Raw genomic sequence first — 26,966 nt, forward strand, 5'->3', positions numbered from 1 at the left:
CCAATGTTTTGAGCGAATTACGCCCGGCAAGCCACACCGGCACACACATGCCAGGTCCAACCACCTCGCCGCCACGAAAGTTCGTAGTTTGCAAGCTGCGCAATGCACAGCACACTGCGCGATGTGCGTGATTCCCGAAGGCGGCTCATCGGCTGAATCTTCCGGCGACCCGATCTTGTCCGCGGTCGCAGGCAGGGCGGCAGCACTGCCCGGCGGCGAAAGCGGCGAGGGGCGAGGCGCCCTCATCAGGCTGCCTCGAATTGTCCACTGCCGTCCCGCCATTGCCGCGCTGACCAGCCGGCCACTTCCAGCCGCGCAATCCGTACTTCAGCCGCGCAGCCGGTAAGCGAGCGGCGTTACGCCGTAGCCACGCTTGAACTGCACGGAGAAATGACTGGCATTCTCGAAACCAACCGCGATCGCAATCTGCAGCACGGTCTGACCGGTGGCACGCAACAGCCGCGCGGCTTCCTCGAGCCGCAAGCGCGATACATACTGATGCGGCGTCTCGCCGGTCTCGCGGCGAAACACCCGCGCAAAATGGAGACTGCTTAGCCCCGCCTGCGCGGCCAGTTCGCTGATCGCCAGATCACCGCCGAGATTGGCGCGAATGTAATCGGTTACACGGCGGACCCGGCGCGGCACGAGGCGCTCCGGGCGCGCCGGCGTTGCGGCGGCCGCGGGACGGCCGCGCGCATAGTGCTGCAACAGATGCGCGGCTAGCGCGTGGACCAGCGCATCGACATACAGACGCGAGTCGGACGGATCGGCGGCGGCGCGATGCAATGCAGCAAGCATCGCGGCGATCAGCGGATCGCGAAACTGCATCGCGTCGCCGAGGGACAGCTCACGGGAGCCGCCCAGTTCCATCTGCTCGGCGACGCTGTCGATCAGGCTGCGCTCGAGGTGCAAATGGACGGTCGACAGCGGCGCATCGCTGATCGAACGCCAGCGCCAGGAGATCGGCGCGGGCGGCACGAACCAGACGTCGCCCATATGCAGATCGGCGCTTTCCCAGCGCCCGTCCAGGTTGCGTTCGAGATGCTCGGCGCCGCTCGCGAGCGTCATCAGCGTGAGGTCCTGCAAGCCGGGCGCTTCGAGCAGCTCCTGCTCGGCCGGTTCGAGATACGAGCGCAGCACCAGGTGCCGCCACGGGCGATCCACGCTCGACACCAGTTTCTGGCCCGCCATGTAGCGGTCGTAGGCGAGCGTCGTTGTGAGTTTTGGAATTCGTACCATCACGTCCATTCCCAGGGAGGTGCCATATGAAGAGTGAACCCTGCCATGCCCGCGTTGCCGATTCTCTATCGCAGCAAGAACTCAAAAATGATAGCAAGGAACCGGCTACCGCAATTTCTGGAAATAGCTAATCATTCAGGTTGTCGTCTTTCACGCGTTTCGAACGCTGGAGCTACCGTTTCATGGAACACGAATGCGATACGCTGCCGCACTGGTTGACCGGCTCGCCGCAAGGCGAAGCCGGGCACGCGTCGGCAGCATACAACTCGGCAGTTGCCGCCCAACCGGCTTACCCGGCCGGCACACGGCAACTCGAGAAATCAGCCCACGCGGCTGAAGCATCCAGGGCACCCAACCGCACCGCAACAGGCGTGGCGCCCGCAGGCTTTCTCACGCTCTTCACCGAGGAGGAGATCGGCACGCCCTCGCCCGCCGCGCGGCGCGCTGCACCCGTCATCAGTCCACTGGTGCGCTTTGGCAGCGCGCAGGACCGCATCGAATTCGTGCGGCGGCGCATCAGGCAACTGGGCTTCGACTCGTTCAGCTATACCGCCACGCGCACGTCGGCGCATCACAAGACGATGTTCGTGCTGACCAGCTACGAGTCGCAGAACTGGCTCACGCGTTATTTTCGCGAGCGTTATTTCGAGCTCGACCCGCGCGTAGCCCTCGCCTCGCCGACCGGCATGCCGTTTCTCTGGAACACGGCCGACATGCGCGCCGACCTGCCGCGTGCGCAAATGCGCAGCGAACGGCTCGGCGGGCTGATCGACATGCTGGAGGCGACCGGGCGCAAAAGCGGCATTCTCACGCAGATGCCGCTGCCCGAGCCGGAACTGAGCGCGAGCCTGTGCTTCAACTCCGAGAGCGGCAATCCGCGCTGGATGACCGAGTCGATCGTGGCCGAAACGCTGATGTTCGCGCACACGATCCACGAATTCATCTGGACGCACGCGAAGAGCGTGATCGGCATCGCGCCCGCGCAGCAGCAACGCGTGACGCTGAGTGAATTGCAGCATGCGGTGCTGAAGGCGGTCGTGCAGGGTCAGCGAGACAAGGAGATCGCCTACTTCCTTGGGCTGTCGCCGCATAACGTCGATTACCACTTGCGCCGTCTGCGCCAGTTGTTCAACGTGCGCAACCGCGTGCAGTTGATCAATGTCGCGCAGGCTTATGTGACGTAGAGGCTGGCAAAGCTCGAAGCCGGCACGCAAACGCGTGCCGGACACTCGAAAAGCCGGTTGCGATCGCACCGCGCTCGCCGGCCTGACGCCGGCATGCGCGCGCTCATGCCCTCAGGTCTTGAGCCGATAACCCGTCTTGAAGATCCACGCGACAATCAACAAAAACACGGCCAGAAACAGTGCGGTCATGCCGAGACTCACCTCGACATTCACATCGGCGAGACCATAGAAGCTCCAGCGAAATCCGCTGACCAGATAGACGATCGGATTGAACAGCGTCACGACCTTCCAGAACGGCGGCAGCATATTGACCGCATAGAAACTGCCGCCGAGAAAAGTCAGCGGCGTGATGATCAGAAGCGGCACGAGTTGCAGCTTCTCGAAGCTATCCGCCCAGATGCCGATAATGAAACCGAGCAAACTGAACGTCACCGCCGTGAGCACGAGAAACAGGATCATCCAGAAAGGATGCTGCACTTGCAGCGGCACGAACAAGCCCGCGGTCGCGAGAATGATCAGACCGAGCAGAATCGATTTGGTGGCCGCGGCGCCCACATAACTCACGACGATCTCCAGATACGATACGGGCGCCGACAGCAACTCATAGATCGTGCCGGTAAAGCGCGGAAAGTAAATCCCGAACGAAGCGTTCGAAATGCTTTGCGACAGCAGCGACAGCATGATCAAGCCCGGCACGATGAAGGCGCCGTAACTGATGCCGTCCACTTCCTTGATGCGCGAGCCGATCGCCGCGCCGAACACGACGAAGTACAGCGAAGTCGAAATCACCGGCGCGATGATGCTCTGCATCAGCGTGCGCCAGGTGCGCGCCATCTCGAACTTGTAGATGGCGCGAATCGCGTAGATATTCATTGATTACCTCGGAGCAGACTGACGAAGATGTCTTCGAGCGAACTTTGGGTCGTGTGCAGGTCCTTGAAGCGGATGCCGGCGTCGTCGAGCGCCTTGAGCAGCGCGATGATGTCGGTGCGGCCGCCCTCGCCTTCGTAGGTGTAAATCAGTTCGTTGCCGCCCTTCGCGACGTCGAGCCCGTAGCCCGCGAGCGAGGCCGGCACTTGCTCGAGCGGACTCTCCAGTTGCAGCGTCAACTGCTTCTTGCCGAGCTTGCGCATCAACTCCGTTTTCTCTTCGACCAGCATGATTTCACCCGCGCTGATCACGCCGATGCGATCGGCCATTTCCTCGGCCTCGTCGATATAGTGCGTGGTGAGGATGATCGTCACGCCGCTCTCGGCGAGCGAGCGCACCAGCTTCCACATGTCGCGACGCAGTTCCACGTCCACGCCGGCGGTCGGTTCGTCGAGGAACAGCACGCGCGGCTCGTGCGAGAGCGCCTTGGCGATCAGCACGCGCCGTTTCATGCCGCCCGAGAGCGTGATGATCTTGCTATTGCGCTTTTCCCACAGCGAGAGGTCGCGCAACACCTTTTCGACGTAGGCCGGATTTTTCGGCTTGCCGAACAGCCCGCGGCTGAACGAGACGGTCGCCCAGACGGTTTCGAAGGAGTCGGTGGTCAACTCCTGCGGCACGAGGCCGATCAGCGAGCGCGCACCGCGATAGTCGGTTGCGATGTCACGGCCGTCCACCGTCACGCTGCCGGCGCTGGCGTTGACAATGCCGCAAATGATGCTGATGAGGGTCGTTTTGCCCGCCCCGTTTGGCCCGAGCAAAGCGAAGATTTCCCCGCGGTTGATGGCCAGATTGATGTTTTTAAGTGCATGAAAACCGGTGGCATAGGTTTTCGACAGGTTCGTGACTGAGACGATTGGCTGCATGGAATCGACGATGGCAGACACCGTTGTTTGATTAGAGGGAGCGATGCTAAAGCACCATCGCACCCGCAATGTAAAGGAAAGTGGGAAAGCGTGCAGCGCATCGCGGCGGTGCGCCGGAAACGCGCGGGGTCGAGGTAGGGATGGAAGCGCGCCGCACCGGCACGGCAAAAGGCGCAAGTTGACCGGCTTCGCTGCAGTGCAAAATAGTTCGGTTTCCAAATCGGTTTAGTTGCACCACGCCGGGAACGCCTCCTGCTCGATTGCAGGCAGTGCCGCTGCGGCGCCTGTCCGAGCGAAACGCGCTCGAGCGAGGCACACCGCTTGCGGCAGTCCATGCATGCAAGTGACAGGCGCTTGCGTGAGATCAGACCGACTCTATGGAGGTGAACCATGAAACGCATTACCAGGACGATTTTCGCTTCGGCACTTGTGATGGCATTGTCGGGCGGCGCTTATGCGCAGGCAGGCGGCGGCGCGGGAGGGGCCGGCGGCGGTGCGGGTGGTGGCGGCACCGGCGTGGGTGCGGGCGGCGGCACGACCGGCGGCGCGGGTGGGACTGCCACACCGGGCACGGGCGCCGGGTCGATGAAGAGCCCGGGCGAGTCGGGATACGGCTCGCCGGGTGTGACCGGCACCGGTGGCGGCACGGGCACCGGCACGGGGGCGACACCCAATAGCCCGTCGATGAACCGCCCGAACAACGGCATGAGCAATGGCATGAACAAAGGCGCGAACAAAGGCATGAGCAACGGGACCGGTAATGGCATGAACAACGGTGCCGGCGGCACGACGCAGAACGGCCAGTAAAACAGGCTGTCGTTGGATTGACCGGTTCAGTTTCGAACGGGGCGGCGGCGCTGATGTAAGGCATCGCCGCCCTCTTTTTTTGAAGCACAGATCACGCGTTCATCCATCGGGGGCTCTGATCATGCACGCGAGTCATTCCTCTTGCGAGGCATTTTTTCAATAACTGCCGCTCACGGCTCCGCGCAAACGAAACTGTTGGCGGAATTCACATTGCCTTTGCCGACATAGCGCGGAAACAGCGGATAGCGGCACAGCGGACGTGAGCGACCATTGGTCGCCGCCGCGATATCGGTTGCCGTCAGCGTCTCGGGCGATGCCCCGCGCGTCACCCAGTTGTCGAGCGCGCCCAGCAGATCGACCGATGGAATGAACACGCCGCTGCCGTGCTGGAATCCCGGCACCATGTACAAGCGCATGAAACTATTGACCTGGTCGATGCCGAACCTCGCCACCAGCCTGTCGTAGTAAGCGATGGTCTGGTTCGGGCTGATGACTTCGTCGGCGAGGCCTTGCAGCGTGATGAGCTTGCCGCCGCGCGCAATATAGCGCGTGAGGTCGGGGTTCATCGCGCCGATCGTCTGCGACAGCGCGACCAGTTGCGCGCGATATTTGCCGGGGTGTTGCGGGTCGAACCTGAGCGAATCGAAGCCGGCGTCGCGCGCGACGAAGTAGCGGATATAGCCGTCGCCTTGCGCGAACAGGTAACCGTTGGCAAAAAACGTCGGCACCGGCAAACGCTCCGGCTGATGCGCGAGGCCGAGCAGGCCGGTCAGATGCGTGCCCTGAAAAATGTTGTAGCCGCGATAGCCGTCGACATCCCACGCCAAACGGTAGGGCAACGAGAGCCCGTCGCGCATCACGAGCAAGGTGGCAAGCTGCGTGTTGGTGAGGCATTCATCGTGCGAAGGCGTGCGTCCGCTGCAGCGCAACGAATCGATGATCTCTGCCTCGCGCTCACGGCATGCGGCGACGTCGCTGACAATGCCGTCCGCCGCGCCGTCGAGCCGGTCGCACGCGGCGAGCGTGCGTTGATAGACGTGTTCGAGCAGCATCGGTGGAATGAAGCCGCCGGGCGTGCCGTATTCCGCCTGGCCGAGTTTCACGCCCAGCAGACGCACGCCAGTGAAATTGAGCGCGGGCGAATTCGCGATCACGCCGTCGTAATCGTCGGGATAGCGCTGCATCACGGTGTAGCCTTCGCGGCCGCCGGTCGAACCGCCGGCGAAATACATGCGTTGCGGCGGCCGGCCGTATGCGCGGGCAATCAGCGCAAGCGCGGCATCGTGGGTTTTCTTCAGATGCGCAAAGCCGAAGTTGGTGACCGCCTCGTCAACGAGGCCGAACACCGCCACCGACGAATCGCCGACATGCCCCGAGTCGTCGCCGAAGGTCGCATAACCTTGCGCGAGCGGCGCGCGGTTCGGCGAAAACGGCATCACGCCGGTGCCGCTCACCACCACGCCGTTATAACCGCCGCCACCGATCTGCAACGCGCGGCCGTTCCAGCGGCGCGGCAAATTCAGGTCGAAACGGATATCCGGCGTCGTGGCGCTGAACCCTTTTATGCGGCCGGTGATACGGCAATACTCGCCGCCTTGCTGATTGCCGGGTGCGGTCGCGCTCACCATCGCCGCGCTTTCGATCTGCACGCCGGCAGTGGGCAACGCAATCAGTTCGGGTTGCAGGACGGCGCCCGCCAATTCCGCACAGCGCATGGCGAGCGGCGCTTCCGCGAGCGCCGGCTGAGCGGCAAGCCACAACATCGCGCCGACAAAGCGGATGACCGCGCGCGAATCTCGCGCGACACGCGCACAGCGCCGCCGCGACCTCATCCGTAACCCGCGCCATTGGCGACCGCAGCCGACTTCTGCCCTTTCCAGCCGTTCCAGCCGCGCGCGATCATCAGCACGGCGCCGATAGCCACGAGATCGCCGCCCAGACCGATCAGCACGCCGCGAAAGCCATGAAACATATGCGGCGTCGCCGTATCGACGATCAGCGAAACGAGTGTGCCCGCAACGAAACACACGAGCCCCGTGCGGCCGACGGTCACCACGGCAGGCAGCCGCCGCGCGAGCCACGCGATGCTGCCCAGACGCACGAGCTGTGCGGCGAGCCAGGCAATGACGATGAAGTTGATCACGCGGTCAGGAGACAGATTCTGTTTAAACGCGCCGGGCAAAGGTTGCGTCAGCACGAAGAGTTTGACAACAGCGAACGCCAGCACCGCGACCACCGCGACTCGCGTGAACCAGCGCGCGGTGCGGGTTGCGTGAAAGCGCTCGCTGATGGGCTGCACCCGGCAGAGAATCCCGAGCACGAACATCAGTTGCCATGCAAACGGATTAAAAGCCCAGTCGGCCACATCGTCAATGCTGAATAATGCGGCCAACGGCCGGGCCAGCGCCCAGATCAGCAAGCTCAGGCTCACCGCCATGAGCGGCGAACGCCGCGCCAGCGGCACCGCGAACGGCACGCTGAGCGCGAAGACCACGTACATGGGCAATACACTCGACAGATAAGGCTGGCGCCGCAGCAGCATGATATCGAAAGCGTCGCGCAGCGGCTGAACCGCAAAAGGCGGCCAGCCGGTGAGGTCCACCATGGGACGGTTCAGATTCAGCGTTGCGAGAACGGCGCCGGACAGCAGCGTCAAGACCGCCGTCAACAGATAGGCACGGTAGATTTCCCAGCAGCGCCGCATGAAGCGCATCTTCGCCGCGTTCTCGCCGCGGCCCGCGAGCACCGCCGTGTACGCCGCCGCCGAAGCATAGCCGCCGAGAAACACGAACACTTCCGCCGAATCGCACAACGCGTAGGCATGCAGCATCAGATGCGACAGCGCGCTGCCGGGAATGTGGTCCAGCACGATGACGATCAGTACGACGCCGCGAAAGAAGTCCACTTCGATCGAGCGCCCTCCAGGAGGACTTCCACCGGGGCGGCCGCGACGGGTTTCCATTCAGGTACTCGCAGGAGAGACGCACGCATGCCGCGCGTCGTTTTTCGTAGAAACATCATGACAATAAAACGTTCCCAGCGAGGCTGCGCAGATCAGCGCCGCGCGCTGACAACCCGCCTCTAATTTCGGATGATGTGGCGGTGATTTGAAATTCGGTTGTCGGCATGCGGTAATACTGAGTCATCGCGTCTTCAATTCGCGGCAAGATTTGCGGCTTTAATTTGGCGTCGCGCGGGGGATCGGTAATCGGCGCGGAAAATAAATCGCTGGATGCGATGCGCGATTTTTTTCGCTTTTTTTCATCGTAGGATGGTTTCATGCACGCCCGTCGGACCTCGCGCGATTCGCGCGACGCCACCGTTCGACGGCGGCCACTCATGTGGACCGGACACGCGAGCCGGCCGATCCGCGATCGGCCGGCTCGCCGAGCGTCATTGCGACGCCTTCCACTCGCCACGGCCGACCCGAGTGTCACCGATGCGCGCCGGTCCTTCCACTACCGCCCAGAACGGCTGCGCCGCGCGCGCCGCCTTCGCACTGGAAGACGACCACATGAACAACAGAATTGCCGGCTTCGACGGATTGCGTGCGATCGCAGTCCTGATGGTATTTTTTCAGCACCGCCTGTTCGGCGACATCGGCGAGATTGGCCATCTCGGCGTATGGATCTTTTTTGCGCTGAGCGGATTTCTGATCATCGGCATTCTTGCTGCGCAACGCGCACGCATTGAAAGCGGCGCGAGCCGATTCGGCACCGAATTGAAGCGCTTTCTGTTTCGCCGGACCCTGCGCATTTTTCCGATCTACTACCTGATGCTGGTGGTGATGTGCGTGCTGATGGCATTCGGCATGGCAAGTCCCGAACGGGCGAGCGGCATGCCGTTTCATTTCGCCTATCTGTCGAATATCTGGATCGGCTCCGTGCTGCACTATTGGCCGGGGCGCTACTCGCATTTGTGGAGCCTCGCAATCGAAGAGCAGTTTTATCTCGTGTTCGCACCGCTCCTGCTGCTGCTTGCCACGCGTCGGCATCGCGCGGTGTGTGTTGCGATCGTCGTGGCCGGGCTCGGTTCGCTGCTCGCCATGCGCGCGGCGCATTGGCAGGAAATCACCATTTACACGCATCCGCTGACGAACTTCTGGTTGCTGGCGTTGGGTGGCATTGGCGGCTTGATGATCGCGGGGCGAGCGAGCCGCTTGCGAGGCTGGCTCGGGCACGGTGTGACACTCTTCGCGCTGAGTCTCGCGCTGGTGGGCTTCTGCGCGACCGAGCCGAGATGGAGCGAGGTGGACAGTCCACTGCTGTTCACCCTGGTCAGTGCTTCGTACGGTTTGTGCATCGCGGCGCTGGTGTGCTCGATTGCCTGCTGCCGCAACGCCTTCGTGATCGGCCTGCTTGAAACGGGCTGGCTGGTGAGCTTCGGGCGAATCAGCTATGGCTTTTACCTCTATCACAATCTGATCCCGGACCTGACGCGCAACCATCACGCCGCGGCGCTCTTTGGCGGCACGGTGCCCGTGTGGGCGCACGTGGTGGGCATCGCCGGGTCGTTTGTGATTTCGCTTGCGATGGCGATGCTGTCATGGCGGCTGATCGAAGAGCCGATCCTTCGTTTGAAGACGCGGCCTGCGTCGGCGACGTCGCCTTCGCGTCGTGAGCGGACAGAGCATTCGTCGAGGAATGACAGCACCGCATCCGACGCAGCCTGATCCAGGCGCGACCGGCGCTCACTTGCAAGCGGCGCAGTTGGGGGCACCGTTAGCGCGCGTTCAAAATGGGCCGTGGTACGCGCATTGCTGCACAACGGTGTACCCCAATCAACCGGAGAGCCCGTCGTGGCAACCATGGCCAATTCCCCGAACGAGCAAGCACACGAGCCCGCGCGCCAGCCCGAGGAAGATCCCGGCAGGCCGCCCACCGAGGTTTCCAAGCCAATCGGCGACGCAATCCCCACACCGGTCGAACCGGGTCTCGATCAGCCGCTGCCGAAAAAAGGCGAGACGCCGCCCGCTGATGAAGCCGATGGCGAGGCACTCGGCGACACCGACACGCCTCCGGGCGTGCCGGAGCCCGGACCATCGGATTTCGCGTAGTCGTAGTTAGTGCCAGCGAATAAAAAAGCGGCGCCCTTAACTGGCGCCGCCCATTGATTGCTTCGAGGCAATCAATCGATCATTCGTTCAAGCCGCTTCCGGCTCGTGAACGATCTTCAGTGCGCTCTTGTGTTCCCTGATCAGCCGATACACGGTTTCTCCGGGCACGGTCTCCTGCTCGAGCAATTCGTCCGCAATCGCGCGCAGCACCGGCTCGTACGCATGCAGCAAGCCGTAACACAGTTGGTTCAATTCCTTGAGCAGCACATTCGCGTGCTCGATAGCGCTCTTCATTTGCAGACCCGCGTACTGCGAGGGCAGCGCCGCCAGGCTGAACAGATCGCCGTCGCTGTTGAAACCGAATTTCGACACCATGTCGAGGCTGATGCGCGACGCTTCCTGCAAATCTGAAGCGGCGCCGCTCGATGCTTCGGAGAACGTCAGAATTTCCGCGTTGCGGCCGCCGAGCAACACCTGGATTTCGTTGCGGATCTCAGTCTCGCGATACAGGTGTTTGTCTTGCGCTTTTGTGATCAGCGCGACGCCGAGCGCACCGCCACGTGGCAAAATCGTGACCTCTTCCAGCACGCCAGTGCCCAGCAGCGCGGCGACGAGGCCATGCCCCGCTTCGTGCACGGCGATACGGGTGCGTTCGTCTTCGCTCAGCGCGCGCTCGGCGCCGCTCACGTCGCCGATCCGCGCGATCTTGATCGCTTCCATGAAATGCTTCGAGGTGATTTCGGTGTCGCCCGCCTTACGCGCGACGAGCCCCGCCTGATTCACCACCATCGCGACCGTTGCCGGCGACAAACCGGTGGTGAGGCGCGCCAGTTGATCGTAATCGATGCCGGCGGCTTTCGACTTCAGCTTCTCCGCGTAGAAACGGAAAATCTTCGCGCGGTCTTCGCGATCGGGCAAACGGACCTGCACGGTGCGATCGAAGCGGCCCGGCCGGCGCAATGCCTCATCGAGATTGTCGGGGTGATTGGTCGCCGCGACGATGATCACGCCTTCGTTCGAAGCGAAGCCATCCATTTCCGCCAGCAGTTGATTGATGATGCGGTTGCTCTCGGCTTCGACCGGACCGCTGCCGGTATCCGTGCGCTTGGCGAGCCCGTCGGCTTCGTCGATGAAGATCACCGTGGGCGCATTCTTGCGCGCCAGTTCGAACAGATGCTTGACCTTCTGGATGCCGACGCCGTAGTACTTCGCGCTGAAATAGCTGCCCGTGATCGAGATGAAGTTCGCGCCGCACTCGCCGGCCAGCGCCTGCGCAAGCCGCGTCTTGCCGACGCCGGGGCCGCCCACCATCAGAATGCCGCACGGTGCGCGCACGCCCATCGACGTGAACTGCTTCGGGTCGGAGAGATAGCCGCGAATGTCCGCGAGCGCCGCCTTCGCTTCGCCCGCGCCGATCACGTCGTCGAAACGCAGTGCGGGCGCCCTCGCGAGCAGCGTCGCGCCGCCGCGCATTTCGCGGCGCATGAACCACACCATGCCGCCGACCAGCAGTAACGGCAGCAGCACGCTGATGGCGTCGCGCACCTGATCGAATGCCTGCACCCAGCGCGCGCCGCCGGTTTGAATATCCGCATCGGGAAGCCAGACGAGTTGATAGGCGGCGGCTTCGTCAGCCTTCGGCTCGCCGAGTAGCAGCGCGTGCGAGAACGTCGCGTTGTGGTCGGTGACGAAGTATTTCGTGCCGTCGCGCTTCGAGATCAGAATCGCGTTGGGACTCACGCCGATCGCGGCAACCTTGGCGTCGTGAATATCGCGCAGCATTTGCGAGGCGTCTTTCTCTTCATGCGTCCATGCCGAGGAATCGTGGCGCATCTGGCTCGCGACGCCGGTCAACGCAGGCGCGACCTGTGCCGCTCGCTGCTGGTAATGCCACACGCCGAAGGCGAGCAGCACTGCGATAAGCGCCGCCGCCACCGAGATGGCGATCTTGCGCGTGCGTCTTTTACCAAGCGAATTGTTTCGCGGCTTCATGAGTCACTTCCAAAAACGGGCTCAAAGCGAGCCCCGATACTTGTCAAAGTTCAGATGGGCAGAGGTTGGCGGAGGGGAATCGACTGATGCGACACCATGCATAACCGGAAGACAGGACAGCCAACCATGCGTCCCTTTTTAACGACGTGCCCACGGCCAGTATGCCGTGTCGCCGCTTCTTCCAAATCGCAGAAAAGGCCTAGTTCTACCGTCTATCCGGCGTTTTCGAGCCGCCGGATTTTGGGGAGCGAGCACTGTGTGCAGCGCGCCATGAGACTGCTCCGGCGCACAGTTTATCAGCGCTAAATTCATTGCGTATTCCGCATATCTACTATTAACCGCTCCCTATTTAAAAGCGGTCAGAATTACTGAATATAGTCTTGTCCATGCTCGCTTATCCTCCGACGAAAAATGCCCGCTGCCGCCGCGTTCATCTGCATCTACTCTAAGAAGACCGCCGTGGATGCAGGTTCGCCGCAGCGAGCTGCACAATCCTGTGCATCACCGCGACGCCACACGATGGGAGGACTGCCATGCACGACAACACGCCGGTATTCGACACAGCGCTGACCCGTTTGCTCGGTTGTCGGCATCCCGTCATTTCGGCCGGTATGGGCGGCCCGGCGCGCGCGGAGTTAGCGGTGGCCGTTTCTGAAGCCGGCGGCTTCGGTCTGCTCGGCATGGTTGGAGAAGCGCCGGAAGTGATCGAGTGCGAAATCGCCGCCGTGCGAGCGACGACGAACCGGCCGTTCGGCGTCAACCTCATTCCTTTCCGGACGGAGCCCGCGCTGCTCGATGCGCAACTCGACGTGTGCCGGGCGGCGCAGGTGCCGGCCATGTGCTTCTTCTGGGACGTCATGCCTGACGTGGTGAAACGGGCTAAAGATGCCGGCGCGCTCGTCCTCTGGCAGGTCGGCTCGCTCGACGAAGCGCTCGCCGCGCAGCAGGCCGGCGTGGACGCAATCATCGCGCAAGGCGTGGAAGCCGGCGGCCACGTGCGCGGGCGCATCGGAATCACGGCGCTGCTGCCGGAACTTACGCAGCGTTTGCGCGTGCCGGTGGTGGCCTCCGGCGGCTTCGCGACCGGTGGCGGCCTGGTTGCCGCGCTCGCGCTCGGCGCGGTGGGCATTCACTGCGGCACGCTATTCGTCGCCACGCATGAATCTTTCGCGCACGACTATCACAAGCAACGGATCGTCGATGCTCGCGCGGGCGACACCGTGCATACCGACATCTACGCGATCAACTGGCCGCCCGGCTCGCCGGTGCGCGTGCTGGCCAACAGCGTGACGCGCGAGGCCGGCGATCATCTGTTCGGCAATCAACCGCACGTGTTGCCGCGCGAAGAAATCGCACACGACGACCAAGGGCCGATCTACAAATTCAGCACGATCTCCCCGCTGCGCGACACGGTGGGCGATCTGGAAAAAATGGCCTTGTTCGCGGGGGAATCGTCGGCGCTGGTCGAGCGGTGCGCGTCGGCGGCGGAAGTTATCGACCGGCTCATGAACGAGGCGGCGGAAGCAGCGGCGCGGGTCCGCGCCGCAGGTGTGCATTGACAGTCACGTGCTGGGGAGATGCGACGGGCCTCTTCGGGCCCGTTCGCATCGTCGCCACTTGCTCTCTCAGATTCTGCTGTTTTTATTAGCTTTTATTAGCTTTTGTTAGCGATGCCGGCCTGCATCGATCTGGTTCTCCTCGGCTCGGCGCATATCTGTGCGCAGTTTCGATTCCCATTCGGGCGGCGGCCGACTCCCTGCCACGCCCCCAGCGAAAACGATCTGCATCTAATCACGCAACATTAATGCAGGTTTTTTGTTAGGCTTGACCGTCCGTCTCACATTCGGACGGTGGCGCGTGAAATACCCGTACGCGCGCCGCGACCCCGCCGAAACACATTTCCCGCTTGCAGCAACCGATTAATGAACCAGCGTACTCCGCCGCACCATGCGGCCGCGGCCGCCGCGGCCAATTCGCGCTCCGCCACGTCGACGAGCCGTTTCAGCACGCATGGACTGGCGCCCGACGAACAATTCCTCGCCTGGCGCCGTCGCGTGGGGCATGTGGTCGACGCGCCGCCATCGAAAGCGCAGATTGCCGGGGGATTTCGCGGCGAAATCGATTTATACGCGGTCGGCGGCATGGTTTTTACCGACTGCCGCACCGATTCCATGCTGCTGGAGCGCTCGGTAGCCCGCGTATCCACCGATTCGCGGCGCGACTACGTGTTTCAGCTCTTCGTGGAAGGGGAAATCGGCCACGTCACCGGCATGCACAAAAAGCGCAGCGCGCCGGACTCGGTGGCAGGCATTGTCGCGTTCGATCTGAACCAGCCGTTTCGCGCCGAACGCCCGGACTGCCGCCTTCTCAGCCTGTTCGTACCGGCCGCGGTGGTGGACGAGGCATTGCGCGACGGCCCGGCGATTCATGGCCGCATCGTCCCGCAAGGCTCGCCGTTGACCGGCGTCGTGCTGGATCACATGACGGCGCTCGCCCGCGACATTGCGCGGCTCGATCCGGCCAGTGCCATCCATGCGTTGCAGGCGGGCACGCAATTGCTGATGGCCACGTTTCGCAAGGAAGCGCGCCTGAGCGGCGCCGGCCGCGCCGCGCTGCAGGCCGCGGTGATGGGCCGGATACGCCGCTATATCGAGGCCAATCTGCACCAGGGCGACCTCACGCCGACCAGCGTGGTTCAGGCGCTGCATCTTAAACGCGCGACGATCTATCGCTGGTTCGAGCACGAAGGCGGTCTCGGCGCCTACATCCGCAATCGACGTCTGCGCGAGGCCGCGGACGAACTAGTCCGTTATCCGCATCTGCAGGTCGCGGAAATTGCTTTTGGACTCGGCTTTCAGAGCGCGTCGGATTTCACCCGCGCGTTTCGCCGCGCATTCGGGATGAGCCCGCAGGACATGCGCGCCCATGCCTTCGTCCTGCAGCAGTCGCGCGGCGCGACCTAGCGCGTCAGGCAGGCGACTGCGACGCGCTGGCAGCGCACGCGTCCGGCTCGGGCTCTGCCTCTGGGAACGCTTCCGGGAACGCCTTCAGCGCGATCAGCGTTAGCGCGGCGGCGCCCATCAGATACCAGGCCGGGATCATCGGATCGCCTGTCCGGTTGATGAGCCACGTCACCAGAAACGGCGAAAATCCGCCGAACAGCACCACGCCAAAACTGTAGATCACCGACAGTCCGGCCGCGCGCCGGTGAGCTGGGAATGCCTCCATCATCAGCACCGAGGCGGCGCCGGCATTGTTCACCGCGAGCGCCACGTAAGCTGTGGTGATGACGAGCGCCGCGAGATCGCTCGCACCGTGTGTCAGCGCCCAGAACGCGGGCCATGCCGCCGCCAGCGAGGCGAGAAGCGATGCGTACTGCAGCGTCTTGCGGCTCGCGAGCCGGTCGGCCGCGCGCGCGATCAGCGGCGTCACGAGCAGAATCACGACGCCCGAAAGGCACGCCGTCAACAGACTGATGGTCGGCGGCCGGTGTAAGGTACGCACCAGATAGGCCGGCATGTAGAACACGGTGATATAGATGCTCACCGAAGGCGCGGCCATCATCAGAATTCCGCAGACGAGCGGACGCGTATGCTCCGCGAACAGCCGCCGCGGACTGAGCCGGGTGCGCTCCCGCGGCGCGGCCGCCGGCATGCGGCGGCGCAGATACCAGCCGACCGGGCCGATCAGGCCGCCCAGCACGAACGGAATCCGCCAGCCCCATTCGTGCATGGCGGCGGGCGACAGAAGCGCCGTGGTGCCCGCCCCCACCAGCGCGGCGGCGAAAGCGGCCGCGCCCTGACTGGCGCCGCGCCAGCTCACCATGAAACAGCGGTGCCGGTAGCCGGCCGATTCCATCAGCGAGGCCGACGCCGGGCCGATCTCGCCGCCCGCCGCGAGCCCTTGCATCAGGCGCGCGAGCACCATGAGCACCGTCGCCGCCGGGCCGATCGACGCATAGCCCGGCAGGCAGGCGATCAGCCACGTGCCGAGCGTCATCAAGGCGAGCGATACGGTGAGCCCGGCTTTACGGCCGCGGCTGTCGGCAATATGGCCGATCATGAGCGCGCCGAGCGGGCGCATCACGAAACCCGCGCCGAAGGTGGCGAGCGACAGCAACAGCGACGACGCCGGATTGTGCGACGGAAAGAACAGATTGCCGATCACGACGGCCGAAAAGCTGTAGACAGTGAAGTCGTAAGCGACGAAACCATTGCCGATCACGATGGCGGCGACGATACGCCTGAGTTCGGCGTGGGACAGCGGGACCGCTTTGCCGCCAGCAGTGTGCATGAGTGACTGTCGACGCATGTCGAGGTATTCAGGAGGGTTATGGAAGAAACGCGAGTTGCCTGTTCGACTAAACGGCGAGGTATCACGCTGCACTTTTACGGGTCCGGGCCTTGGGTCTCGCACAGACTCACGCGCGCCGCCGGTAAGCAACGCAGCCAGAGGCTCAAGCGGCTTGCGGTCGTCCCTTGCGCTTCGGCTCGACCGCTGCACCACGGCCGCGACCGTCGCCACGCGCAGACTGCGCTTGAAATACGGCGAACTCATACCATTCCACAAACGCGAAGCGCAAGATATTTCTGCATTCATGGAGGCATGACGCTGCGCGTACTGATGTCAGGAGGAAGCGGTTTTCTCGGGGGAACCGGTCCACGGACCGTTCGCGCAGTACATACTCAAGCAAGATCGCCCGGCATCGCGGCATGACGAAAGCCAGGCAACACTTTGGAGACACACAACATGACGCAATCCGACGCCCCTTCTTTTTCCACCTCGCTGGATGAAGGCCTCAGCGGCGCCACGCGAGTGGTTTTCATCGTCGGTGATCCGATCGCGCAGGTCCGCTCGCCGTCCGGCGTGACCATCGCTTTGCGCGCGGCCGGACACGATGCGGTGGTGGTGCCCGCGCACGTCGCGCCTGCCGATCTGCCCGCATTTTTTGCGGGCGTGACGCCCATGCGCAATGTCGACGGCGTGATCATTACCGTGCCCCACAAGTTCAGCGCCACCAGGTACTGCGGTTCGCTTACCGAGCAGGCGAGCTTTCTCGGCACGGTCAACACGTTGCGCCGCACGGCGGACGGCACCTGGCACGGCGGCATGTTCGACGGCACCGGTTTCGTGGCGGCGCTCGTCGATGCCGGCTGCGATCTGCGCGGCAAACATGCGCTGCTGGTCGGTGCGGGCGGCGCGGGCTCCGCGATTGGACATGCGCTGGTGCAAGGCGGCGTGGCGTCGCTCGACGTGCGCGATAACGATGCCGAACGCACGGCGTTGCTGATCGGTCGGTTGAACGCGCTCGGCCAAGGTGAAGTGCGCGGTGCGGCCGCTTCCGTGGATGCCAATGCGTATGACGTGGTCGTCAATGCATCGCCGCTCGGCATGCGTGCAGACGACCCGCTGCCCATCGACGTATCGCGTTTGCCGGCCACGACATTCGTCGGCGATGTGGTGACGAAGCCGCCGCTCACGCCGTTGATCGAAGCCGCCCGCGCGCGTGGATGCCCGACCGTGACGGGCACGCAAATGTTCGCCCGCGTGTGCGACCGGATGGTGGCGTTTTTGCTGGATGCCGATCGGTAAGCGAAGCTTCGGACGCGACAGCGTCCACGGCTCACGCTGCTACACTTGCGCGACGCCAACCTGTAGAAGACATCTGCCACGCGATTCAACGCGGCGGGTCTTCTCCTGACTCACGCTCCAACCATGCTTCGATTCGAAAACCTCAGCAAACGCCACGGCGAACGCCTCATCTTTCAGGCACTGCATTACGACACAGCATCAGGATGCGTCGCGTTGAACGACGAATCCGGCAGCGGCAAGTCGACGTTGCTCGGCATCCTCGGGGGCACGATCGAACCCGATACCGGCGAGGTGTGGCTCGGCGGCCATTCGCTGCGCAGTGCGCCGCGGGCCGCGCAATCCGTGCTCACCTACGTGCCCGAAGACTGCATGCCTTGTTCGGATCAGACCGGTCGCGAGTATCTGAACGCGGTGGCAGCGGCGCGAAACACCGCTGTCACCGCCGGCGCGTTGACGCTCGCGGACCGCTTCGGCCTCACGCCGCATTTCGAAAAACGCTTCGAGCAGATGTCGTTCGGTACACGCAAGAAGTTTTTCCTGACGTCGGCCGTGCTTGGCGACACCCAGGTGCTGATCGCGGATGAACCCGTCGGCGGACTCGACGCCGCGGCCCGCGCCGTGCTGGTCGATCTGTTCAAGACACTGGCACAAACACGCACGGTGTTTTTCTCGAGCTACGACGAGGTCTTTACGAATGCGTGCGAAGCGCACAGCGTCAACTTCGCCGACTTGGGAAAGCGCGCCTGACACGCCCTTGCATGCCGTTTGTAGCCCTTGCAGCGACATGGACAACGCGAGTGAAACCGGCACGCCGGCATTCACTCGCGCACGCTAACGGTCCTTAAACCGCCACGCAAATCTTCCCGAAGTGAGCGCCGGATTCCTCGTGCGCAAACGCCTCGCCGAGTTTCTCCAGTTCGAACGTGCTGTCGATCACCGGCTTGATGCCGGTCACTTCGAGCGCGCGGATCATGTCGCGCTGATCCTGACGGCTGCCGACGATCAAGCCTTGCAAGCGCTGCTGCCTTGCCATCAGCGCCGCGGTCGGCACCGGTCCTGCCCTTCCGGTCAACACGCCGATCAGCGCGATATGGCCACCTATCCGGCACGCGGTGATCGACTGCGGCAAAGTGCCCGGCCCGCCGACTTCGATCACATGATCGACACCGCGGCCACCGGTCAGCGAGCGGACCTGCTTGCCCCATTCCGGGTTCTCGCGATAGTTGATCGTATGGTCGGCTCCGAGTTCGCGAAACCTCTCGAGCTTCGCGTCCGATGAAGACGTCCCGATCACCGAAGCGCCCATCACTTTAGCGATCTGCAAGGCGAAAATCGACACGCCGCCGGTGCCGAGCACGAGCACCGTGTTGCCGGCCTTCAACTGGCCGTCCACGACGAGCGCGCGCCATGCGGTCAGCCCGGCCGTAGTCAACGTTGCCGACTCGGCGTGGCTATAGCCGCGCGGCGCATGCGTGAAGTAGTGGCTCGGCAGCACGACGGCTTCGCGTGCATAGCCGTCGACGCCGTCGCCGGGTGTGGTCGTGAAATCGGCGATGGCAGGCGGCCCGTTTTCCCAGAACGGAAAGAAGCACGACACCACGTGATCGCCCGCTTTGAATTCCGACACGCCCGCGCCAACTGCCTCGACGACGCCCGCGCCGTCCGCCATCGGAATCCGCCCTGCTTCAGCAGGCAGATTGCCGCTCACCACGCCATAGTCGTGAAAGTTCAAGGAGTTCGCTTGAATGCGCACGCGAATCTGGCCCGCCGCGGGCTGACCGGGATCGGCGATGTCGACGACCTGGAGATTGGCGACGGTAGCCGGCGAACCGATTTTGACGGCTTTCATGTTTTCGTTCCTCTGTGAGTTGCGCCGGCGCGCGACGCGTCGCGGCGAAATGCTCGCAAAAGAATACCGCAAGCCTGCTCTGCGCGTAGTCGAGGCGCGCACCGGCTGACGCCGGCGAAACGCTCGCTGAAAGCGCATTGTCACGAGGACAAGTCCCTTCGCGACGCCCGTGAATGAAGCGGGGCTGTCGCATGGGTCATGCATTCACTTGACGGTCTGAATGACTTCGAAGCCTTCGAATTCCGGATGCCCGAGATAGAGCACGCGATTGTCGCCGCCCGCGTTGCGATGCGCGGCGCGAAAGGCATCGGATTTCGTCCACGCCTCAAAGGACGCGTAGTCCTTCCAGATCGTATGGCTGGAATAGAGAACGTGATCGTCCTTCTGCGGACCCTTCAGCAGATGAAATTCCACGAAACCCGGCACCTCTTTCAGATGCGTATCGCGCGTGGTCCACAGATGTTCGAAAGCAGCTTCGGATCCGGGCGTCACTTTGAAACGGTTCATGGCAATGTACATGCTGAAGGCCTCTTTGCAGTCACGATGTATCTGACGGGTTTGCCGGATTCGAACGAATCGTTCCGGCGAACCCGTCAGGCGGCCTTTTATTATATGCGCGCCACTCTTCGTACCCATGTCACGACTGCGATACGGCCAACGCACCCGACACCGTCCGCGTTCAGGCCGCCTTGTCCTGCGCCACCTGTTCGAGCCATAGCCGGCTGTCCGGAAACCAGAATGCGTCTGGCCGCGGCGGCGACACGAGTTTCACCGGCAGCGACGGATTGAATATTCTGGACCATGCCGACAGATACGACGGCGTCTTCACCAGATACCCGCAACGGGACAACAGCAGACTGGAGACCAGCGCTTCGCGGCCGATTTCGAGTCCCGGATAACCGCTGAAGTGAATGGGCGTATTGCCGTACGCGAGTCGTTTCGCGGGCGCCACTTTGACCGGCCTGGAAAACGGCCACACGGCAAAGTAGTCGAGAAACGCCTGTTCGTCGCTTGAAACGAAAACGTTGCTCAAGTGCGGGTTTTCAGCAAGTGTCGTTTCTATTTGGCGGCAGAAATCGCTCCATGAAACCGGAATGGCTTCCAGCGATTTGTCCGTGCCTCTGAAATGCGCACCAAGTGTAGACGCGCCGATCTCTAGCTTGCCGCAGATCGCATCGACTTCATCGACGATATGGGCGGCTGGGCGGTAATGTGCGAAGAATAGTTCGCTGGCGCTCTTGAGTTGAAGCTGAGTCTCATAGCGTTGACGAAACCCTAACTGGACCAGATCGCGAACCGTCGACTTTCTCACCTTGTGCGCAAGCAGTGCCGCGGCCTCGCCATTCACGGACTCGAAGAAGGAAGAGAACCAGTCGATGGCTCCCTCAGCGTCTCCGTAGAGACCGCCGCGTGCGCTGATGGACGGCGTCAAAGACTTCTCGTCGCAATACATCAGAATAAACAGGACCATCTGCATCACGGAGAAGAAACCAGAGTTCTCCTGAATTTCAATGGCAAAGATTCCCCTGTTTAACCGCTGTGTGGCATGAAGTGAGATGCGACGCGGTGTGGCAACGGAATGCTTGAACCCCTCACTGCGTCGGATCTGTTTCGCCCGATCGACTACTTTTCTTAGCATGCCCGGCTCCTAATGGAATCTAGGTATTTTTAATTTCGCACGCGTCTATGCATGAGGAAGTTCACGACGCCCGAGCATAACATCTGCGAAGCGCGCGGCGAGTAAGTTCCGCCCGTCTTCGTGAGCTAACGCACAAAGGATCGGTAAGACTTCCTATACCTTGCGCCCGGTCGAGCGGCGCAAAGCATCGGCGACGCGTTCGAGCACGCCGTCCCAGTCGCCGCGTTGCGACTGCGTGAAGAGCCGCACGCTGGCGTACCAGGGGCTATCGTCGCGATCGCGCAACCAGCGCCAGCAACCGGCGAAGCGGTTGAGCAGCCACACCGGCTTGCCCATTGCCGCGGCCAGGTGTGCAACCGAAGTGTCGACGCAGATCACCAGATCGAGGTTGTCGATCAGCGCGGCGGTATCGGCGAAGTCCGTCACGTCGCACATCCAGTCCGTCAAACGCGCGTTGCATGTTGCGTCGGCGCGCTTCGCGGGGTCATCCGTCTTTTGCAGGCTGATCCAGCGCACATCGGGCAACGCGAGCAACGGCGCGATCTGCGCTGGGGTCAAGCTGCGCGCCCTGTCTTCCGTCAGACCTGAATGGCCACCTGCCCACACCAGGCCGACGCGCGGCAACCCGGCATCGGGCAACATGGCAAGCCGCGCGCGCCATGAAGCGGAGCGAGCGGCATCCGCATGCAGATAGGTGTCGCCGGGAATGTTGTCGAGCCGCGTGCCGAACGCCATCGGCAGCGACATCAAAGGACAATGCCAGTCCCAGTCGCTCAGGTCGGACAAGCCGTCGTCGAGCATCACGAGGCCTGGCAAATGCGCGAAAGATTCTTCGTACAAGCGCCGCAACGATGGCGGGCATATGTAGCCGACGCGCGCAAAACGTTCGAGCGCCATCGGCAGATAGCGCACGAACTGCAGGCTGTCGCCATGGCCCTGCTCCGGGATGACAAGCAGACGCGCGCCGTATGCGTGCCTTCCCTGGCTGGCGTTCAGGATGTCCAGGCGCTCGCCCTTCCATTGAGGCAGGGGCAGCGTCGGGCGCGCCGATACGGGGCGCCCGTCCGCATCCACGAAATTGGCCCAACGGTCTTCGAAATACGGCCAGGCCTCTTCATAACGGCCGGCGGCCAACAGGACCTGACTGAGGCTGGCACGCGCGCCGAGGTGAGACGGCGCGAGCGCGATGGCTTGCGTGAGATGCCGTTCGGCTTCACTCAGCGAGCCGAGATCCTTGAGGACCACACCCAGATTAGCAAGCGCTTGTGGATGGTCCGGCCGGAGTTCGAGCAAGCGACGGTACACCACCGCGGCATCTTCGGAACGTCCGAGCACTTGCAGGATTACCGCCATGAAGAAACAGAGAGGCAGTGACGCCGGTTCGAGCGCGAGCCCGCATTCGGCCGTTTGCAAAGCGCTTGCATACGCACGCAGTTTGATCTGGATAATACATAAGGTGCCGTAATACGCCGGGTGCGAGCGCACTTCGAGCGCGCGTTCGACCCAGCTTTGGGCCGACTCGAGCTGATTCGATGCGAGCGCAACCAGCCCATGCGTATGCAACGCGTCCGCATGTCCGGGGTCCTGCCCGATGACTCGGTCGAGGAGCGTTCGGGCCATGTCGAACTCGCCTGCCAGGCGCGCCTGCTCGGCCTGATTGAACCAGACATCAAGGGTTTCTTCGGATGGCGAAGCGGGATGGGTCGGCATGTTCGGCGCAATGAGAAAGATGGTGTCGTGTCGCGGGCGATGCTGCCTGCCGCGCGACACTGTGTGCGCGGATTATCCTTACCGCTCATCGGCCAGTCTGTAGGACCGCTCCGAAACGCCCCTCACGCGAAGCGCGCTAGCGCTTCTCCAGTTTCACCACCGTCAGCACTCCGGCCACCTCGTCGGCGACGAAGTCGATCGTGTCGCCCGGCTTGACCTGCGCGAGCATCGCCGGGTCCTTGACCTTGAATACCATCGTCATGGCATCCATGCCGAGGTTTTCCAGCGGCCCATGCTTGATGGTCAGCTTGCCGGCCGCCGCGTCCACTTTCCTGACTTCGCCATGCGACATCGCCGTTTGCGCATCGGCGCTCGCACTCATTTGCGACTCACTCGCCTCGCCCGCCGCGTACGCCGACGCGGAAATCATCACCATGCAACCCATCGCCATTGAGGCCAACCAATTCTTCATCTCACACGCTCCCACGTTAAATACGGTCCACACGGCCAGCCCGCGGCCGTCGACGTCAACCATCCGGCAACTCGCCGGTATATTCATAAGCCACCGTTCCCTTCGGATGCCTGAACCAGCCCGGGTCGCGATAGTCGTTGCGACCCAGCCCCTCGCGCACTTTCACTACCGTAAACATGCCGCCCATTTCGAGCGCGCCGAATGGGCCCGTGCCGGTCATCATCGGCAATGTGTTGTCGGGTAGCGGCATCTCCATCGCGCCCATCGAGCCCCCCGTGCTGCCCATCGCCATGTAGTCGGGCACCAGCCGGTTAATGCGTTTGGCAAGGTCTTGCTGCGGCACGCCTATCATGTTCGGAACCTTATGCCCCATCGCGTTCATCGTGTGATGAGACTTGTGGCAATGAAATGCCCAGTCGCCGGGACGATTCGCGGTGAACTCGATGGCACGCATCTGCCCGACCGCGACATCGGCGGTCACTTCGGGCCAGCGCGCGGACGGCGGAATCCAGCCGCCGTCCGTGCCCACCACTTCGAAGTGGTAGCCGTGCAGATGAATCGGGTGATTGGTCATGGTCAGATTGCCGACGCGGATCCGCACGCGATCGCCCGCGCGCACCGGCAATGAATCGATGCCAGGAAACACGCGCGCATTCCACGTCCACATGTTGAAGTCGGTCATCTCGTTGACACGCGGCGTGAAGCTGCCCGGGTCGATGTCGTAGGCGGACATGATGAACACGAAGTCGCGGTCGACCTGCATCACGCCCGGATCTTTCGGATGGACGACAAACGCGCCCATCATGCCCATCGCCATCTGCACCATCTCGTCGGCGTGCGGGTGATACATGAAGGTGCCGTGCCTCTCCAGCTGGAATTCATAGACGAAGGTCTTGCCCGGCGGAATATGCGGCTGCGTGAGACCGCCCACGCCGTCCATGCCGCAGGGCAGCGACATGCCGTGCCAGTGGACCGTGGTGTGCTCCGGCAAGCGGTTGGTCACGAAGATGCGCACCTTGTCGCCTTCAACCGCCTCAATGGTCGGCCCCGGCGCCTGACCGTTGTAGCCCCAGAGGTTCGCGCTCATGCCCGGCGCCAACTCGCGCACCACCGGTTCGGCAATCAGATGAAACTCCTTCCAGCCGTTCTTCATGCGCCATGGCAGCGACCATCCGTTGAGTGTGGCAACCGGCGCGAACGGCCGGCCGTTCGACGGCGCGCGCGGCGGCTGCATGGAGGACGTGGCCATCGAGGGTGCTTCGGGCAGCGACGCGGCGCCGGCCTTGCTCACCAGTGCGGCTCCTAGCAAAGCGGCGCCCGAGCCGCTCATAAAATGTCGACGTGACACCATGTCATTGACCTTTGGATTCTTCGGATTGGGTGGACGACGCCGCGATTTCGGTCATCGGCAAACGGCCGCCGACCGCCTGTTGCAAATCGGTCTGCGCGAGCCAGTAGTCCTTCAGTGCGTCGATAGCGCTATTCACCGCGCCGATCTGGTCGCGCGAATCGGCGAGCAGTTCGAACACGCTCGCGAGCATGCCGTTATAGCGAAGCAGCAGTTCGTCGGAGATGGTTTTGCGGATCGGCACGACTTCGTCGCGATAGTGTTTCGCGAGCGCGTAGCCGGACACGTAGGTCGAATACGCTTCGCGCACTTCGGAACGCGCGTTGATGGCGGTCCCGGCGAGGCGATTCGCCGACTGCATATAGATCGCTTCAGCGCGCGCCACTTTGGCGCTGCCCCAGTCGAATAGCGGAATCTCCACACTGATTTCATAGCCCTGCTCGCGTCCGTCGGAAGTCGTGAAATTGTTTTGATAGCCAACATCCAGCACGTTGATGAAACGCGTCGCCTTGCTCAATCCCAATGAACTCGCGACGCTTTGCGTTTGCAGTTTCGCGGCCTGAATATCGAGCCTGTTTTGCATCGCAAAGGTTTCCAGGTCGTGCAACTCGGGGCGTGTGGCAGGCAGATCCAGCAGACGCTCGGGCAATGCGTATTGCGCTTGCGAACCCCACAGGCCCATTACGCGAGTGAGCTTTTCTCGCGCGGATGCCGACTGCTGCCGCGCTCGTGCCACTTGCGCCATCGCATCGGCGTAGAAGGCCTGCTCGCGCGCGTAATCGAGTTGGCTGAAGTTGCCGGCCTGCTGCATGCGCCGTGCGAGTTCGGTGCTGGCCTCGGCCGAGTCCTTCACCTGCTCCGCGTAGGCGGCCGACTGCTTCGCAGCGACTGCGCGGATGTAGGCGCGCCGTGCATCGGCGGCGACGTCGAGCATGGCGTTGGCGGCTTGCAAGCGGGCCTGTTCGAAGCGACGGCTTTCGATGCGCGTCGTCAACGGCATCGTCAACACGCGCAACATGCCGAGCGTGAACGTGCGGCTGATGCTCAGGTCGTCGCTACCGCGCGTGCGGCTAAACGAGAAGCCGGGATTCGGCAAGCGTCCCGCCTGAACGAGGTCCGCCTCGGCGATACCCAGTTCGCCGTACGAAGCCTGCAAACCGCGGTTGTTCAGAAGCGCGATCTGGACAACCTCGTCCATGCCGAGCGGCGCGGACAGCAGTTCCCGTGTGCGTAGGGCAACGGCATTCCGGTCGTCCTCGGTCTTGATCAGGACGGCGTCTTTACCGAGTCGCTCGGATGCAACGCTCGCCACCGTGCCGAAACCGCCGTCCTTCGAAAACGTCGTGCAGCCCGCGAGTAAAGTCACCGCGATGGACATGGCCACGGTGCGGGTGGCGGGAAACAGGCACGGCCTCATTTCGCCGCCCCTTCACGATGAGAACTGTGAGCGTCTTCTTCGGCCTCAGCGGTGCCCGAATGCAGCGAGCCATGGCTCGCTTCGGAGCGGCTCGCTGCATGCGTCACCGCGCGGTTGAGCGCCGGCCAGCTCGCCACCTGCTGCTCACGGTATGGCCGATAGTCGGCCAGGACCGACGGCGTATCGAGCGCCGGCACGGATGCCGCCGGATCGGCCGGGTCAGGGAGTAGGGATATAGCGTGCGCAAGCGCCGGCAGACATGCTGTCGCGCCGAGCGCCACAATGAACGTTCGCATGAATCGTCTCGTCAAGTACGGCCACGGCGCACGGCACACGGCCGTCCATCGGGGCGGAATGAAACAACGGGAACAACGCAGCGTGAGGCTGCGAAAGAACTAGACGAGAGAGATGCGAGGAGGCCGTTCGACGCCGCCGGTCAGAAACGACGCGACGCGCACAGCAGGAGGCAGGGGAACAGCGAAATGAGCCGCGTTGCCGGACACGGACACAAGCGGCGTGACGGGCAGCGCGCCGCCGAAACAGCAGGACGCGCAAGTGGAGCATGCGTGCGCATGATGCTCGCCGCCCACGGGACTGTGATGCTGAAGATGAGCCCCGGCGTTATTGTCGGCGTGGTCGGCGTGGTCGGCGTGGTCGGCTTGTTCGGCCAGCATCGCGGCATGGTCGAGATGATGGGTCATTGCACCGGTTGCCTCCTGGCGCGCGGGTGCCGCATCGCCCACGGAATGCGAGGACCCGCATTTCATGGAGACGGCCGCGAACGACTGAACCGGTAGGCTCAGCACGAGCAGCACGACGATGAAGAGTTTGCGCCAGTAAGACATGGGTACGGAGTCTAGCATGC

Annotated in this window: 25 protein-coding genes; 8 read left to right on the plus strand and 17 right to left on the minus strand. The window is 63.0% G+C overall.

Translation table 11 applies throughout. The features are described from left to right. Nucleotides 1–327: 327 nt before the first annotated feature. Complete coding sequence (locus B0G73_RS17105; protein WP_106282560.1) at nucleotides 328–1,239, minus strand: AraC family transcriptional regulator; 912 nt, start codon at nucleotides 1,237–1,239, stop codon at nucleotides 328–330. 182 nt (nucleotides 1,240–1,421) lie between these two features. Between B0G73_RS17105 and B0G73_RS17110 the strand changes: the two genes are divergently transcribed. Continuing rightward, nucleotides 1,422–2,423 carry a LuxR family transcriptional regulator gene (locus B0G73_RS17110; protein WP_106282561.1) on the plus strand — a complete coding sequence of 334 codons (1,002 nt, stop codon included), beginning with the start codon at nucleotides 1,422–1,424 and terminating at the stop codon, nucleotides 2,421–2,423. A 111-nt stretch (nucleotides 2,424–2,534) separates the two neighbouring features. On the opposite strand, the gene B0G73_RS17115 is transcribed toward B0G73_RS17110, so the two are convergent. Beyond that, nucleotides 2,535–3,296, minus strand: a complete 762-nt coding sequence (locus B0G73_RS17115) for an ABC transporter permease (RefSeq protein WP_106282490.1) — start codon at nucleotides 3,294–3,296, stop codon at nucleotides 2,535–2,537. Beyond that, nucleotides 3,293–4,219 (minus strand): ABC transporter ATP-binding protein, encoded by a 927-nt coding sequence (locus B0G73_RS17120; protein ID WP_106282491.1) that lies wholly within the window; start codon nucleotides 4,217–4,219, stop codon nucleotides 3,293–3,295. The genes B0G73_RS17115 and B0G73_RS17120 overlap by 4 nt, the downstream gene beginning before the upstream one ends. A 390-nt stretch (nucleotides 4,220–4,609) precedes the next feature. Between B0G73_RS17120 and B0G73_RS40505 the strand changes: the two genes are divergently transcribed. Continuing rightward, a complete protein-coding gene (locus tag B0G73_RS40505; protein ID WP_181196567.1) occupies nucleotides 4,610–5,026 on the plus strand; it encodes a hypothetical protein in 417 nt (138 codons plus the stop codon). Between the two features lie 170 nt (nucleotides 5,027–5,196). Here B0G73_RS40505 and B0G73_RS17130 read toward each other — a convergent pair whose 3' ends face one another. The 3 genes from B0G73_RS17130 to B0G73_RS40035 are packed head-to-tail and all read right to left on the minus strand — an operon-like array spanning nucleotide 5,197 to nucleotide 8,307. After that, nucleotides 5,197–6,858 (minus strand): tannase/feruloyl esterase family alpha/beta hydrolase, encoded by a 1,662-nt coding sequence (locus tag B0G73_RS17130; RefSeq protein ID WP_106282492.1) that lies wholly within the window; start codon nucleotides 6,856–6,858, stop codon nucleotides 5,197–5,199. Continuing rightward, complete coding sequence (locus tag B0G73_RS17135; protein ID WP_106282493.1) at nucleotides 6,855–7,988, minus strand: OpgC domain-containing protein; 1,134 nt, start codon at nucleotides 7,986–7,988, stop codon at nucleotides 6,855–6,857. The genes B0G73_RS17130 and B0G73_RS17135 overlap by 4 nt, the downstream gene beginning before the upstream one ends. A 55-nt stretch (nucleotides 7,989–8,043) precedes the next feature. After that, on the minus strand, nucleotides 8,044–8,307 hold the full coding sequence (locus tag B0G73_RS40035; RefSeq protein WP_146144189.1) for a hypothetical protein: 264 nt from the start codon (nucleotides 8,305–8,307) through the stop codon (nucleotides 8,044–8,046). Nucleotides 8,308–8,540: 233 nt separating this feature from the next. On the opposite strand from B0G73_RS40035, the gene B0G73_RS17140 reads away from it, so the two are divergent. Next, on the plus strand, nucleotides 8,541–9,698 hold the full coding sequence (locus B0G73_RS17140; protein ID WP_258193340.1) for an acyltransferase: 1,158 nt from the start codon (nucleotides 8,541–8,543) through the stop codon (nucleotides 9,696–9,698). A gap of 126 nt (nucleotides 9,699–9,824) precedes the next feature. Beyond that, nucleotides 9,825–10,082: a hypothetical protein gene (locus B0G73_RS17145; protein ID WP_106282495.1), complete on the plus strand. Its 258-nt coding sequence runs from the start codon at nucleotides 9,825–9,827 to the stop codon at nucleotides 10,080–10,082. 87 nt (nucleotides 10,083–10,169) lie between these two features. Here B0G73_RS17145 and B0G73_RS17150 read toward each other — a convergent pair whose 3' ends face one another. Continuing rightward, a complete protein-coding gene (locus B0G73_RS17150) occupies nucleotides 10,170–12,074 on the minus strand; it encodes an AAA family ATPase (protein WP_106282496.1) in 1,905 nt (634 codons plus the stop codon). 533 nt (nucleotides 12,075–12,607) lie between these two features. Here B0G73_RS17150 and B0G73_RS17155 point away from each other — a divergent pair. Next, entirely contained in the window at nucleotides 12,608–13,633 is a 1,026-nt protein-coding gene (locus B0G73_RS17155; RefSeq protein ID WP_106282497.1) for a nitronate monooxygenase family protein, read from the plus strand. 363 nt (nucleotides 13,634–13,996) lie between these two features. Beyond that, on the plus strand, nucleotides 13,997–15,037 hold the full coding sequence (locus B0G73_RS17160; RefSeq protein WP_106282498.1) for an AraC family transcriptional regulator: 1,041 nt from the start codon (nucleotides 13,997–13,999) through the stop codon (nucleotides 15,035–15,037). Nucleotides 15,038–15,041: 4 nt separating this feature from the next. On the opposite strand, the gene B0G73_RS17165 is transcribed toward B0G73_RS17160, so the two are convergent. After that, nucleotides 15,042–16,367 carry an MFS transporter gene (locus B0G73_RS17165; protein WP_258193341.1) on the minus strand — a complete coding sequence of 442 codons (1,326 nt, stop codon included), beginning with the start codon at nucleotides 16,365–16,367 and terminating at the stop codon, nucleotides 15,042–15,044. 456 nt (nucleotides 16,368–16,823) lie between these two features. On the opposite strand from B0G73_RS17165, the gene B0G73_RS17170 reads away from it, so the two are divergent. Continuing rightward, nucleotides 16,824–17,666 carry a shikimate dehydrogenase gene (locus B0G73_RS17170; protein ID WP_106282499.1) on the plus strand — a complete coding sequence of 281 codons (843 nt, stop codon included), beginning with the start codon at nucleotides 16,824–16,826 and terminating at the stop codon, nucleotides 17,664–17,666. Nucleotides 17,667–17,789: 123 nt separating this feature from the next. Then, complete coding sequence (locus tag B0G73_RS17175) at nucleotides 17,790–18,413, plus strand: ATP-binding cassette domain-containing protein (protein ID WP_106282500.1); 624 nt, start codon at nucleotides 17,790–17,792, stop codon at nucleotides 18,411–18,413. 94 nt (nucleotides 18,414–18,507) lie between these two features. Here the strand turns inward: B0G73_RS17175 and B0G73_RS17180 are convergent, their stop codons facing one another. The 9 genes from B0G73_RS17180 to B0G73_RS17220 all read right to left on the minus strand — a co-directional run bounded on the left by B0G73_RS17180 (nucleotide 18,508) and on the right by B0G73_RS17220 (nucleotide 26,964). Then, complete coding sequence (locus B0G73_RS17180; RefSeq protein ID WP_106282501.1) at nucleotides 18,508–19,515, minus strand: NAD(P)-dependent alcohol dehydrogenase; 1,008 nt, start codon at nucleotides 19,513–19,515, stop codon at nucleotides 18,508–18,510. 204 nt (nucleotides 19,516–19,719) lie between these two features. Then, nucleotides 19,720–20,034: an antibiotic biosynthesis monooxygenase gene (locus B0G73_RS17185; RefSeq protein WP_012427906.1), complete on the minus strand. Its 315-nt coding sequence runs from the start codon at nucleotides 20,032–20,034 to the stop codon at nucleotides 19,720–19,722. Nucleotides 20,035–20,194: 160 nt separating this feature from the next. Further along, a complete protein-coding gene (locus B0G73_RS17190; RefSeq protein WP_106282502.1) occupies nucleotides 20,195–21,154 on the minus strand; it encodes a hypothetical protein in 960 nt (319 codons plus the stop codon). Nucleotides 21,155–21,307: 153 nt separating this feature from the next. Next, nucleotides 21,308–22,864: a tetratricopeptide repeat protein gene (locus B0G73_RS17195; RefSeq protein WP_181196568.1), complete on the minus strand. Its 1,557-nt coding sequence runs from the start codon at nucleotides 22,862–22,864 to the stop codon at nucleotides 21,308–21,310. A gap of 136 nt (nucleotides 22,865–23,000) precedes the next feature. After that, nucleotides 23,001–23,336: a copper-binding protein gene (locus tag B0G73_RS17200; RefSeq protein ID WP_106282562.1), complete on the minus strand. Its 336-nt coding sequence runs from the start codon at nucleotides 23,334–23,336 to the stop codon at nucleotides 23,001–23,003. Between the two features lie 55 nt (nucleotides 23,337–23,391). Next, nucleotides 23,392–24,687: a multicopper oxidase family protein gene (locus tag B0G73_RS17205; RefSeq protein ID WP_106282503.1), complete on the minus strand. Its 1,296-nt coding sequence runs from the start codon at nucleotides 24,685–24,687 to the stop codon at nucleotides 23,392–23,394. 1 nt (nucleotide 24,688) lies between these two features. Next, nucleotides 24,689–26,101, minus strand: coding sequence for a TolC family protein (locus B0G73_RS17210; RefSeq protein WP_106282504.1), 1,413 nt, complete (start codon nucleotides 26,099–26,101; stop codon nucleotides 24,689–24,691). Next, on the minus strand, nucleotides 26,098–26,397 hold the full coding sequence (locus B0G73_RS17215; protein ID WP_106282505.1) for a hypothetical protein: 300 nt from the start codon (nucleotides 26,395–26,397) through the stop codon (nucleotides 26,098–26,100). The genes B0G73_RS17210 and B0G73_RS17215 overlap by 4 nt, the downstream gene beginning before the upstream one ends. A gap of 99 nt (nucleotides 26,398–26,496) precedes the next feature. Continuing rightward, nucleotides 26,497–26,964 carry a hypothetical protein gene (locus B0G73_RS17220; protein WP_106282563.1) on the minus strand — a complete coding sequence of 156 codons (468 nt, stop codon included), beginning with the start codon at nucleotides 26,962–26,964 and terminating at the stop codon, nucleotides 26,497–26,499. Nucleotides 26,965–26,966: the final 2 nt, after the last annotated feature.

Origin of the sequence: Paraburkholderia sp. BL25I1N1 (genome assembly GCF_003002025.1) — a bacterium.
In the GTDB taxonomy this organism is placed as follows: Bacteria; Pseudomonadota; Gammaproteobacteria; order Burkholderiales; family Burkholderiaceae; genus Paraburkholderia.